The sequence below is a fragment of the Photobacterium sp. ABD4_091 genome, assembly GCF_056160145.1.
On the sequence record NZ_JBSWWQ010000001.1, the window covers coordinates 570,025 to 582,761 of the forward strand.

The following is a 12,737-nucleotide window of genomic DNA, read 5'->3' on the forward strand; positions in this document are numbered from 1 at the left end:
GTTTTTGCCTCGCCAATATGCATTTCATTTGGCGTTACAAACGATTTAAAGGATAAGCGTGTGAACATTCAAGCACTCATTAATGACAAAGTCTCTCAGGCGCTAGAAGCCGCAGGCGCACCTGCCGGCAGCCCTGCTGCAGTTCGCCAGTCTGCGAAAGCACAATTTGGTGACTACCAAGCCAACGGTGTTATGGGCGTAGCCAAAAAACTGGGTACCAACCCTCGCGAGTTCGCACAAAAAGTTATCGAGCAGCTAGACCTTGACGGTATTGCTGAGAAAGTTGAAATTGCCGGCCCTGGCTTTATCAACATTTTCCTGAGCAAAACTTGGCTTGCCGAACAAGCTGAGAGCGCCCTAAAAGACGCTCGTCTGGGTGTGGCTAAAGAAGAGCAAAAAACTATCGTGGTTGACTACTCTGCACCAAACGTTGCAAAAGAGATGCACGTTGGCCACCTTCGCTCGACCATCATTGGTGATGCCGTTGTTCGTACTCTTGAACACCTAGGCCACAAAGTGATCCGCGCTAACCACATCGGTGACTGGGGTACTCAGTTCGGTATGCTTATCGCAAACCTCGAGCGTGTACAGAAAGAGTCTGGCGAAGTCTCAATGGAGCTTTCTGATCTAGAAGCTTTCTACCGCGAATCTAAAAAACTTTACGACGAAGATGCAGATTTCGCCGAGCGCGCCCGTAACTACGTGGTTAAGCTGCAAGGCGGCGACGAATACTGCGCTGAAATGTGGAAGAAGCTGGTTGACGTTACAATGATCCAAAACCAGCGTAACTACGATCGCCTGAACGTATCACTAAGCCGTGATGACGTAATGGGTGAGTCAATGTACAACGATATGCTGCCTGGCATCGTTGCTGACCTTAAAGAGAAAGGTCTTGCAGTTGAAGATGACGGCGCTCAGGTTGTATTCCTTGACGAGTACAAGAACAAAGACGGCGAGCCTATGGGTGTGATCATCCAGAAGCGCGACGGCGGCTTCCTGTACACCACGACTGACATCGCGTGTGCAAAATACCGTTACGAGCAGCTTGGTGCCGATCGCGTACTTTACTTCATCGACTCTCGCCAGCACCAGCACCTGATGCAGGCATGGACTATTGTCCGCAAGGCAGAGTATGTGCCAGAAGATGTGAGCCTGGAGCACCACGCCTTCGGTATGATGCTGGGTAAAGATGGCCGCCCATTCAAGACCCGTGCCGGTGGTACTGTCCGCCTAGCAGATCTTCTTGACGAAGCGGAAGTACGTGCCGCGAAGCTTATCGAAGAGAAGAACCCAGAGCTTGACGCTGAAGAGAAAGCGAACATTGCCAACACCGTTGCAATGGCTGCGGTTAAGTATGCGGATCTGTCTAAGCACCGTACCACTGACTACATCTTCGACTGGGACAACATGCTCGCATTCGAAGGTAACACGGCACCGTACATGCAGTACGCATACACCCGTGTTGCTTCTATCTTCAAGCGTGCTGATGTTGAGCTTGCTGATCTGACTCAACCTGTTGTGATTAACGACGAGAAAGAGCAAGCCTTGCTTTCTGCACTGCTTCAGTTTGAAGAAGCTGTACAGAGTGTTGCTCGCGAAGGTCAGCCTCACCTAATGTGTACCTACCTATTCGAGCTGGCAGGTAAGTTCTCTAGCTTCTACGAAGCGTGTCCAATCCTGAATGCTGAAGAAGACGTTAAGCAGAGCCGCCTGAAACTGGCGCTACTGACCGCGAAGACCATCAAGCAAGGCTTGGATCTTCTAGGTATCGAAACCCTTGAGCGCATGTAATAAAACGCTGACATAATTCGATAAATACCTAAAAATAAAAAGCCTTCTAAGGTATCCTTAGAAGGCTTTTTATTATTTAAAGTAATAAATTGTCCTAGAAGCAATACAACCAGAAATAATAGCCTTTAGTGTAGATGACCTGTAATAATGGATGTTAGGCATGAATAACGATAGCTTTGCGAAATCAACGGAGATCCTGAAACAGGCCGTTCCTCTGATGATTAAGCACAAGGTACCCACGACCCCGACCAACTATGCCCTGTGGTATACCTATAGCTCTCAGCAAACCCCCCAGCTCAATATGGCCCTGGATAGCGGTATTGAGTCTATTGGCCATTGCACCCCAACCCTTTGCGAGCATATCTACCAAGATCACCTTGGAAGCCAAACCGACAACGACGTCAAGCAACTCAAGCTCAGCCTCACAGCGATGATGCAGGAACTGTCACATAGCATGGCGGACACCCTTTCGGACACCAACAACTTCCACAATGCACTGGAAACGACCTTCGGCCGGCTAGAACAGGTTGGCAAGGATGGGATTTCTCTTGAGGAAACCATTGGCTTGGTGCGAGAACTTATCCGGGGATCGCAGCAGATGCGCCAGTCCACAGGCTTATTCAAAGGCCAATTGGATTCTGCCCAGCAGGAAATCCAATCCCTGCGCGCGGCACTGAGCAAGAGCCAGCAGCAAGCCAACGAAGACGCCCTGACCATGCTCTACAATCGCCGGGCATTTGACCAGGACATCCAGAGCTACCTTGATAATCAGATCCCGACAAGCCTGATTTTATTAGATATCGACCACTTCAAGTACTTCAATGATGAGTTCGGCCACCTGATGGGTGACCAGGTATTGAAAATGGTGGCGAGGAGGCTCACCGAATGCTGCCGGGACTATGCCAAAGCCTACCGCTTCGGAGGCGAAGAGTTTGCCGTCTTGTTACCGCATAAATCCCTGCCATCAGCACGGCAGCAAGCCGAAACGATGCGCCGTGCGATAGAAAAGATCTCCGTCCTTGATAAAAAATCTGGGCAGAGGATCAATTCAATAACAGCCTCCTTTGGTGTAAGCAGCTCTGAAGACGATGAACATAGCTTAGTGTTGATCGAGCGTGCCGACCATTACCTCAACCAAGCTAAACAATTGGGACGCAACCGCGTACTGCCTATTTCCTGACAGCTTGCTTGGCTGGTGACGGCGCACACCCGTCCTGGCTACTGGCCAAAACGCTGCCCCCCCTTATTGAGCCAATCCAGCTCTTCTTGGGTGGATAGACGACCGAAGGCCGCATTTCGGTGTGGGAAGCGACCGAAGCGCTTTATCACGTCATGGTGGCTGACAGCGTACTGATAGAAGCCTTTGAAGGTATCAGCATGTGCCGGGGTAACCGACTGCTTCAGGCGATCAAAGCGGAATACGGCCTCCTCCTGATCTTCAATCGCTTCGGAATGCTCAAGGGGTAAATAGAAAAATACTCTCTCTATCGGCGTAAGCTCCAAGTCCTGGTCTTTCGCCAAGCCTCGCTTGCACAAGGCCAAAGCCAATGAGTCATAACGAAAGGCTGCGCTGAGCCCTCGGTAAATATTGCGGGTAAACTGATCGAGCAGAATAATCAGGGCTAGGGTACCTCGAGGTTCCTCTGTCCACTTGCTCAGCTGCCCCCCTCCTGCTTGGCTGACCTGGAGGCGGAAACGTTCAGCAATAAGCTGATCAGTCTCTTCACCGCCTTTAAACCACAACTTGTTACGATCACTGATCGTTACTTCTTCACCAATCTCTCCGAACCAAAAGTCCAGTACATCTTGATATTGAGCCACCATGAATCACTCCCACCTAGAACTTCGTCACGATACCGCTAACTTCCACACAGCGGCGAATCCAAGACAACTGCCTGATCACAACCTATAAACCATAACTTGCCAAAAAATGCTGGCTGCCGCAGCAGAAAGCATTGCTACTGCTATATATTCGCACTATCTTACTGTCATCATTGCAGCTCCTTTTATCCTAACCCAAAGCGAATTTTTGGCTGTTGGCAAATCTTCTATCATGTGAGCTATACAATACAAAAAAGGAATCATCCCATGCAGTTTACACTTCATCCGAGACTGGCCGCAGATACTACGGTTGTTGGTGACCTTCCTCTGTGCCGGGTTTTACTCTCCAAAGAAGCCCTTGGCCCTTGGCTAATATTGGTGCCACGCAAAGCCGACCTGCGCGAAATCCACCACCTTCCTGATGCAGAGCAGCTTCAGTTAATCAAAGAGTCCAGCGCTGTCGCTGCCGTTCTGGAGACAGATTACCAAGCCGACAAAATCAACGTCGGCGCGCTGGGTAACCTCGTGCCGCAACTGCATGTCCACCATATTGCGCGTTTCAAAGATGATGTCGCTTGGCCAGGCCCGGTTTGGGGCAATACCGATGGCACCCAGCGTGACGAAGCCCTACAGCAAGCATTAGCCGAAGAACTAAGGGCTGAGCTGAGCCATATCGACGGCTTCAGTGCGACTGAATAACGCATAAAAAAGGCAACCCTAAGGCTGTCTCTTGATCACATCTCATCAGAGGTAAAGGATTGGGCTATAAGGTATCCTTCTTGAATTGCTGCTAATTTATACCAGCCTCGCCATAGGGCGGCCCAACCGGGCCGCCCTGTTCGCTTACTGTCATACCATCCGCCTAGCCTTGCTAATGTAACTCGAGCCCATTTCAGATCTGGAGCTGTTGTTGGTAAGGGCTTATTTTCTTGTTTGACCCATAATAATTTCCAGCATATTCCGGGTAGAACAGACTCACAGCTACTGGTTTCTTGTCCGCGGCTTTCTGCTCTAAGTTGTAACAAGCGGATAGCGATAAACGCTTGAATGACGGCAACTCTCTCCAGGTTGTCCTTTGATTGAAGTTGCAGTGCTTCGACATCGGTTCCATCACTTTTCCACGCCTTGTGGAACTCTTCAACCAACCAGCGCTGTTCGTAGTAACTGATTATCTCCTGGGCTTTCGCTAACGTTGTCACTGGCTCTGAAGTCAGTAAGTGCCACTCCAATTTTTCGTTGTTGTCACCTCGCTCTTTACAACCAACATAATACAGAGAAAGTGACTTGCCACACTTATTGGCTGGAACCTTAATCGTAATAGGAGCAAAGCATACATCTAATGTTGCTTTACGCGCTTTGCGACCACCCCGTTGAGCAATATGGACAGTTCGTTGTCCCGATGGGGATAACTCCTTTGCATAATCATGGAGCTTATAACCACTTTCCTCAATGCAGCGACTATAGGTCGAGCGCACAACAAAACGCTGCTGGTTGGTCAGCTTGTAATGTAAGTATTCGTAGATGTCTGACTCCCTATCACACACTGAAATGACTCGGGCTTGGAGTTGACCTAAACGTTCAGACATTGCGGTTGATGCCTGTTGCCACTTGAAGGTCTCCTTCTCTTCATACGGTCGCTTGGCGAACTTATGTCCCCGGCCTCGAGTCGCAATATCCCTCGTCCACCGCTGTTGTTCGATTAGCCCCACAACCTTTTGCTCGCGTGGTGCAAACAACAGAACAGAGTGAGCTAGCATCCCCCGGGTTCGATTTCCCGAGTTCACGTGACCAAGTTCATCGGAGAGGCTTTTATGCGTGTAGGTTAGAGCGGTGGAGTCTTCAAGGGCAAGTAATAAGTCATGCGCTTCAGCCTCGTTAGTTGTTGCCACAAAACCGGCTTCAGCTATCGCATTGGCTTCAACATCAGGGTTACGGATGAGGCGATATGCCCCTTCAATAGAGGCGGGATTAGGGCAGGCTTGCACAATAGACACTCCAACATTAGATGCCATATCACTGGCTAATTGGACTAGTCGTTGTGTACGTCTAGAGTCGCCAAGCTTGGCATGCGAAAAGGTTTGTTGAGCCCATTCTAAAGTAGAATTCCCTATCATGATGATGACCTTTACTCATATTGTGTAAGATCGGATCGCAATAAAGAAAAAGAGTTCAAAAAAAGCCCCCGCCATGAGGCGGGGGACTTGTGTATAAGAGACAGCCCTAAGGTTGCCTTTCTTCTAGATTGATATGCCTGCTATCCACGCATTACCGTAATAGAAAGCTCATCAGATTTTAGCGGTCGGTACCAAATCTCTTTGGCACCTTGGCAACATCCATCACTGTCGCAGCCGACCAGCTCCTTGCCCAACTTGCCTTTGCGGATCCATACATCCAGCATGGCCTCGACGCCGTCTTCGGACATCCCGAACCGCATTGCCAGAGCCTTGCGACTGGCACGCCCGTGTTGCTCAATATACTGTTTCAGCTGCTGCAGGATCATTGTGTTACCAGCTCCTTCGCTTGCATCTGCTGGCCTTTACGCTTGAAGGTAATAAACAAGCCAGCATTGATAGCCGTGAATAGACCAATCCACATCATGCTCGTTGCCGGGTGGTCAGCAAAATGAGCGATCTGGTAGTAGTAAGTTGCGAAAGTATACGCCAACAACATAGTGTAACCCGCAATAAACACCGAGTACTTCTGGCCAAATTCACGTACGTAGGCACCCATCGCTGCTGCACATGGTGTATAAAGCAGAATGAAGATTAGGTATGCCATTGCCGCTGCTGAGCTGACAAAGTGGGCTTGGATATTGCCGAAAATCGATGCATCCACTTCCTGCTCTTCAGCAGCCGCAGCTTTATCTTCCAGTTCACCAACAGTAATGCCCAAAGGATCAGAGTAGCTAAGGTCAGCTAGGTTAGCACCGATACTGCCTACGGCTTCCTGAAGGCTGCCCATCAGGTCATACTCGGCCTCTTCTTCACCAGAAGCTGGTGCGTAAAGGTTATTCAAAGTACCGACTACCGCTTCTTTGGCAAAGATACCGGTTAGGATACCCACGGTAGCAGGCCAGTTATCTTCTTTCACACCAATCGGAGAAAGCACAGGCGTAACAATCTGAGCAGTTTTCGCCAATACTGAGTTAGGGGTATCTTCGTTACCGAACGAACCGTCAGTACCCAGTGAGTTAAAGAAGCTCAGGATCGCCACGACAACCACGATTGTCTTACCGGCACCCAGTACGAATTTCTTGAGTTTCTGCCAAGTTTTGATACCAACGTTACGCAGTGTTGGCATTTCATAATCCGGCATTTCCATGATAAAGCTATCGCTGTTACCCGGGTAAATGGTGTGACGCAATACCAAACCCGTCAGTACCGCTGCAGCAATACCCAAGATATACAAACCAAATACGACATTCTGGCCATTTTCAGGGAAGAAAGCGGCAGCAAACAGTGCGTACACGGGTAGGCGCGCACCACAAGACATAAACGGTGCCATAGCCGCAGCCAGCTTACGCTCACGCTCTTGCTCCAGTGTACGAGTCGCCATGATAGCCGGCACGTTACAACCAAAGCCCAACACCAATGGCACGAACGCTTTACCTGGCAAGCCAACTTTCTGCATCACTTTATCAAGCACAAACGCCGCGCGAGCCATGTAGCCTGAACTTTCAAGCATCGCCAAAAATAGGTACAGGCAGGCAATAACAGGAATGAAGGTTGCTACGGTCTGGATACCGCCGCCGATACCGTCTGCAATGACTGTGACCAGCCAGACAGGCAGATGGGCATCAAGCAAGTAATGGCCGCCATCGACAAGGATAGCGCCGGCACTGATATCGAAAAAGTCGATAAATGCACTACCGATGTTAATGGAGAACATGAACATCAGGTACATCACCACAAAGAAGAATGGGATACCAAAAGCACGGTTGAGCAATACTGCATCAATTTTATCGCTCAGGCTTCGGCTCAGCTTACCTTCCTGGCGGCGAACCTTGCTGCATAGCTGGTGCAAGAAACTATAGCGTACGTCGGCCACCTGGATATCAGGGTCAACATCCACCATCAGGGTATTACGGACATTGCACACCTGATTCTTTTGCTCTTCTGACAACTGGTTGATCACCAAGGTATCATTTTCCAAAGCACGAATTGCTTGGGCACGGCTATCTAGCTGGGCATCGGTAAAGAAGGTTTCAGTTTTGGCAATGGCTTGCTCAAATTGGGTACCGTAATCCAGCGTCAGTTCATTGACTGCGATACCCTGCGCCAGCATCTTGTGCAGCTGGGTTTTGAATTCAGCGACTTGCTTGAGGTTATTCGCCGACAGGCTCATTACCGGACAGCCCAGGGCTTTTTCCAACCCTTTAATGTCCAACTTCTGGCGTTGGCGCTCGAGCACATCCATTTTGTTCAGCACCACCACCATAGGGCGGCCCAGCTCGCGAAGCTGCAACGTCATGTACAGGCTGCGCTCTAGGCACGATGCATCCACGACATTGATAATCACGTCTGCTGGCATGGTCAAGATTGCACGGGAGGCAATCGCTTCATCCAAGCTATTTACATCGTTGGCGCTGTCCAGGTTATAGATGCCGGGAAGATCTGTCAGCGCAAAGCTATCGCCTGCGCAGTCATAACGACCGGTTTTCTTCTCAACCGTGACACCGGCCCAGTTACCCACCTGTTGTTTGGCACCTGTTAGGCCATTAAATAGCGTCGTCTTACCGCTATTCGGGTTACCGACTGTCAGAATACTGTATTGCATCAGTTCACCTCCACATCAATGCTTTCTGCAAGTTGTTTACGCAGGGCGATATCCACGCCGCGTACTCGCACCTGAAGAGGATCCCCAAGCGGTGCTACACGAATTACACTCACCGGTGTATTCGGCAGCATCCCCATGACCATAAGCTTTTTGCGGGTAGCTGCTGGTAAGCCAGCTAAACTGGCTACCCTTCCTTCAGCTCCGCATGACATTTCTGACAGTTTCATTCTAAACCGCTACCCTAAATAAGAATAATTAGCATTAATACTTTCAATGTTACAGATTGAAACACATTAAGTGTTGTTTTAAATCAATAAATCACTCTCATTTTTGCATTCATTGTTTGCATTATTGACACGCGGCACATTTTGCAGCTATAGCGAAAAGGGCGTGAGGCTAACCATCGACACCGAGCAATTAAAAAGTCAGAAAAAACAGATGATTAATTAAAAATCGCGATATGGCCAGATAGCCATATCGCGCTTTGTTAATCAGCTGCCGCCGAGCTGGCGGCAAATTCGGTAGGAGTCTGGCCACAATAGGCTTTGAAGCGAGTGCTGAAATAGGAAGGGTCCTTGAAGCCACACGCCAAGGCAACATCAGAGACGTCGTCTCCCTGTCTGAGCATCACCGTGGCCTGTTCGAAACGAAATTGGGTTACGTAGTCCTTGAAAGACAAGCCAAACTCTTGCTTGAAGCGGCGCTGGAATGTCCGCTCGGACATATACAAGGCTTTGGCTGCTGCCGAGGTACCAAAACCGGTATGCTGAAATTGGGTAGTCACAAGCGACTGGACATTGTCCTGCCAATCTTTGTTTTGCTGCCCTCCATTTTCCGTTAACGATTGCTGCAGGCTGAGTAAGTATCCGATCTCGGCGACCACAGTATGAGGGAGTAGCGGTTTTTGCAAAGTATGATCTGCCCAAGTAACAGCTTGAGGGCGTTTGCCCTCGCTGGCACTACACAGCGCAACGATCACCGGACCTTTCTTGTTAAAAAATTCATCCTTCAGCCCCTGTAGCAATTCTTCATCGCTTGGCTCAAGCACATCTCTGTCAACCATCACCAGTTCGGGCAACGGGTCTTCAAGCAACATCAGGTCTTCATAGTCGCCCCGGGTATGGCTCACATGACAGTGTTCAGAAAGCTGTTTACTCCAGTCACTTTGGGCATCCGCTTCATCGCCAATTACCATTACCCAGCGACGTAAATCAGAGGCTTCTTGGCCAGTACACTGCTCGCCCTGCTCTAACATCCCAACAACGAGCGGCAAGCGAATAATAAATTCACTCCCGACCCCCTGGTAGCTGATCACCGAAATGGTTCCGCTGTACTGCTCCACCAATTGCTTGACGGTACCTAGCCCAAGACCAAAGCCTCCTTCAGCCGTATATTGCATTTCTTCTTGGTAATAGCTATCAAACAGGTGGGCTTTGGTTTGTTCAGACATTCCACGCCCAGTATCACTGACCGAAATGACCAGCTGCTTTTCATGCTGCTTAACATTGACCGTGATCCCACCTTTGCTATCGGTGTATTTCATGGCATTGGACAATAAGTTACCCAATATCATTTCCAAGTGATAAGGCGCAAGGTCAATGCAGGTGTCCGCAGGTATATGGTCTTCAAGACACAAGGCGATCTGTTTTTTCTCGGCTTCAGCCTGCCAGCTTAGGCAGCAAGCCTGAATGATCGGCGCCACCAGCTGTTCACATGTCTTATCTGGCTCGACCAAAGCAAAAACATCACGAGCTAGCAGCTGCTCGGCAATATACAAAGCATGGGCAACGTTGCGTTCGGCAATATCGATTTTACTCGGTGCCTGGCAGTATGGCCGCAGATCAGACAGTAAACCAAGCGATAGCTGCAATGGGGTTCTCAGTTCATGCGATTGATGTGCCATGATATGTTGCCGCACATCCAAAATACGCTGCAAATGAACATTGCTGGCATTGAGTTCTTTTTTCTGCAGCTCGATTTTTGCGGTTTTTTGAAAAACGGCCTGTTTGAGCTGCTGGGCCTGGTCGCGAAAAACTCTGCTTCGCCAATAAAAGAGCAGTAATACCAATAATAAGGCTGACACAATGACAAAACCTATCAGCGCCTGGTACACCCGCCAAGCGGCCTGAACCCGAAAGACATACCGTAACTCTGCTTTTTCATTGTTTGATGCCCTCACCCGACGGACTTCCAACGTATAACGCCCTGCGGACAAAGCCCCAACGGCCAGCAGGGGCTGCGTAGCGATCTGCCACTCTGCAGCATGCTCATTCTCATCGACGACCCGGTATTGGTACAAGGTTGAATGCGATGGCAAAGTATCAAGCTTAAAAGCGATCGACGCGCCGAAGGGCAAGCGCCGGAGCTGGCTCCACGTATCCCCCAACGGCCAAATATCATCATCAACCCATACCGCACTCAAAGCCAATTCAGGCTCGTCAGCAGGCTTACTGAATAGGGCTTCATCGGGAATAGCCAATACACCGCGCCTATATCCCAGCACCAAGGTATTCATATTATCCAGCAGGCAGGCCTGGGAACCTATATCGTCGGGAAGTAAGCCACTATTAAATCCAAGGTGCTGCTTTAATTCCGCATAGTAGCTGACAAACGACAGACCTCTACTGGAGGTAAGCCATATGCCATTGCCTCCCCCTGCAATACAATAGGGCTGGACAAACTCAGAGGATAGCTGCACTTCCTGGAGTTTGAGCGGCTTGAGCCCCTGGGAGACCCACAAACCGGAGTGGGTTGCTACCCACAGTTGCCCCATACGGTCTTCATAGAGGTCTACAACCCCTCCCAATTTGGCTGAGCCCGGGACAAATTGCAGCATTCCGGCATCGAACTTATACAAGCCGTAAGATGTTCCAATCCAAACTTGCTGCTCACTGTCTGCCACAATATTAGTGATCTGCTCGCCACCGAGAGGATCACGAAGCCAGTGGTTACCAAACGGCATCCACTCCCCGAATTCAAGCCAGTATCGGTACAATCCATTTTCTGCACCCACCCAGACCGAGCCAAAATGATCGCCCCAAATGCGATCGACCGAGTGGCCTTGCAACTCCTTTGGCATAGCAATGGGGCGTAACTGAGAGCTTGCGATATCGTACAGCGATAGCCCCCTAGCATTGAGGATCCAGATCTGGTTATTAGATAGGTACAGCTGTTTTATCGCTCCCGGCTCCGGTATGTGCTGGACAATATCGAACATCGGGGAGAGCTCAAACAAGCCGTTATCGGTTGCCAGCCAGTAGTGGTCACTGTTTGCCATAGCGACACCGGTGATCAAAGAGGCATTTAGCTGCCCTTCTGCACTGCCAAACCGGAGCCTGTTGAGGGACATGGAGCCTGACGGTAACTGGCTGATCCCTTGCGGCGTCAAAACCCAAAGGTTACCAAGCCTATCTTGGTGAAGCCCTTCCACCCTACGCCCAGGTATCGCATACCTATCATAATCGGAAGGCATAAAATACTGCTTAATCGCCATATCTGTTGCCATCAGGTAGAGCCCTACAGTACTTCCCACCCACACCCCTTCAGGAGTGGCCTGAAGGCTCAATACCGCATGCCCCTGCCCGCCAACCGGATGTAACTCACCATTTCTACCCTTGATTACACCATGCCGTGTACCAAACCACAGCTCCCCTTGAGAGTCCTGCTCAACAGCGGTGACGTGCTGGTCGGCCAGAAGCTTGGTGGGTAATGCCGTCGTGGACAGATACTCGTACACCCCTTTCTGAGCCGCAACAAAGAGATGTTCATCGACAACATGGAGGCCTGATAGTTTGATCGGATGGGGGAAGGGAAAGAACTCTGCATCTAGCTCGGAGTCAACTAGGCGATATAAGCCACGGCGGTTAGCAAACACCGGCTCATTGTCCCACGCCACGACCGATTCTATCGGCACCTGACTAATACTATATCGCTCGAGCTTGGCTAATTGCGGGGAGTAAGAATACGCATGGCTGTCTTTCACCAACCACACCTGGCCTGCGGCAACAGCCAGATCGGTGACGCCCAATATTGGCTTGCCTTTTCTGTCGAGAGCCGGCTTTAAGTTCACCCCGTCATAAAAGAATAGCTGGCCGCGAGTATCGATAAGCCACAGACCCTTCTCGGCTGCGTTGACCACTTTTTGGACGGACAGCGTACTCGGCCCATTAACCTCAGACATCGAATGAAATAAATAGCTCGATGCAAAAGTTGGCACAGCCTTAAACATCCCAAAAACAAAGATGAAGGCCACCAATAATATTCGTCTGCCCATACAGCGTAAATGTTATCTCTACCCTAAAAAACCTCATTTATTATGCAGTATTGACCGATCGAATATAGATTTACAT

The 12,737-nt window shown here is 49.8% G+C and carries 9 protein-coding genes; 3 read left to right on the forward strand and 6 right to left on the reverse strand.

The features are described 5' to 3' along the window. Positions 1-60 precede the first annotated feature (60 nt). On the forward strand, positions 61-1,791 hold the full coding sequence (argS, locus tag ACXAGQ_RS02385) for an arginine--tRNA ligase (protein WP_475251510.1): 1,731 nt from the start codon (positions 61-63) through the stop codon (positions 1,789-1,791). A gap of 160 nt (positions 1,792-1,951) precedes the next feature. Beyond that, the gene (locus ACXAGQ_RS02390; RefSeq protein ID WP_475251512.1) at positions 1,952-2,971 is read left to right on the forward strand and encodes a GGDEF domain-containing protein; all 1,020 of its coding nucleotides are present in this window, start codon (positions 1,952-1,954) and stop codon (positions 2,969-2,971) included. A 38-nt stretch (positions 2,972-3,009) separates the two neighbouring features. Here the strand turns inward: ACXAGQ_RS02390 and ACXAGQ_RS02395 are convergent, their stop codons facing one another. Further along, entirely contained in the window at positions 3,010-3,615 is a 606-nt protein-coding gene (locus ACXAGQ_RS02395; protein ID WP_475251514.1) for a DUF924 family protein, read from the reverse strand. 264 nt (positions 3,616-3,879) lie between these two features. Here ACXAGQ_RS02395 and ACXAGQ_RS02400 point away from each other — a divergent pair, with 264 nt between their 5' ends. Continuing rightward, positions 3,880-4,311 (forward strand): HIT domain-containing protein, encoded by a 432-nt coding sequence (locus ACXAGQ_RS02400; protein ID WP_475251515.1) that lies wholly within the window; start codon positions 3,880-3,882, stop codon positions 4,309-4,311. Between the two features lie 35 nt (positions 4,312-4,346). On the opposite strand, the gene ACXAGQ_RS02405 is transcribed toward ACXAGQ_RS02400, so the two are convergent. From ACXAGQ_RS02405 to ACXAGQ_RS02425, 5 genes are all read right to left on the reverse strand, one after another. After that, positions 4,347-5,726, reverse strand: a complete 1,380-nt coding sequence (locus tag ACXAGQ_RS02405; RefSeq protein WP_475251517.1) for an IS4 family transposase — start codon at positions 5,724-5,726, stop codon at positions 4,347-4,349. A 140-nt stretch (positions 5,727-5,866) separates the two neighbouring features. Then, entirely contained in the window at positions 5,867-6,112 is a 246-nt protein-coding gene (locus tag ACXAGQ_RS02410; RefSeq protein WP_107298522.1) for a FeoC-like transcriptional regulator, read from the reverse strand. Continuing rightward, entirely contained in the window at positions 6,109-8,388 is a 2,280-nt protein-coding gene (gene feoB / locus ACXAGQ_RS02415) for a Fe(2+) transporter permease subunit FeoB (protein ID WP_475251519.1), read from the reverse strand. Before feoB ends, ACXAGQ_RS02410 begins: the two co-directional genes overlap by 4 nt. Continuing rightward, a complete protein-coding gene (locus tag ACXAGQ_RS02420; protein WP_281026747.1) occupies positions 8,388-8,615 on the reverse strand; it encodes a FeoA family protein in 228 nt (75 codons plus the stop codon). The genes feoB and ACXAGQ_RS02420 overlap by 1 nt, the downstream gene beginning before the upstream one ends. A 260-nt stretch (positions 8,616-8,875) precedes the next feature. Beyond that, positions 8,876-12,568, reverse strand: a complete 3,693-nt coding sequence (locus ACXAGQ_RS02425) for an ATP-binding protein (protein WP_475251522.1) — start codon at positions 12,566-12,568, stop codon at positions 8,876-8,878. Positions 12,569-12,737 lie beyond the last annotated feature (169 nt).

Coding starts and splice junctions, on each gene's coding strand:
- ACXAGQ_RS02400 (WP_475251515.1), top strand. CDS start 3,880: ATGCAGTTTACACTTCATCCGAGACTGGCCGCAGATACTACGGTTGTT.
- ACXAGQ_RS02425 (WP_475251522.1), bottom strand. CDS start 12,568: ATGTCTGAGGTTAATGGGCCGAGTACGCTGTCCGTCCAAAAAGTGGTC.
- ACXAGQ_RS02410 (WP_107298522.1), bottom strand. CDS start 6,112: ATGATCCTGCAGCAGCTGAAACAGTATATTGAGCAACACGGGCGTGCC.
- feoB (WP_475251519.1), bottom strand. CDS start 8,388: ATGCAATACAGTATTCTGACAGTCGGTAACCCGAATAGCGGTAAGACG.
- ACXAGQ_RS02395 (WP_475251514.1), bottom strand. CDS start 3,615: ATGGTGGCTCAATATCAAGATGTACTGGACTTTTGGTTCGGAGAGATT.
- ACXAGQ_RS02405 (WP_475251517.1), bottom strand. CDS start 5,726: ATGATAGGGAATTCTACTTTAGAATGGGCTCAACAAACCTTTTCGCAT.
- ACXAGQ_RS02390 (WP_475251512.1), top strand. CDS start 1,952: ATGAATAACGATAGCTTTGCGAAATCAACGGAGATCCTGAAACAGGCC.
- ACXAGQ_RS02420 (WP_281026747.1), bottom strand. CDS start 8,615: ATGAAACTGTCAGAAATGTCATGCGGAGCTGAAGGAAGGGTAGCCAGT.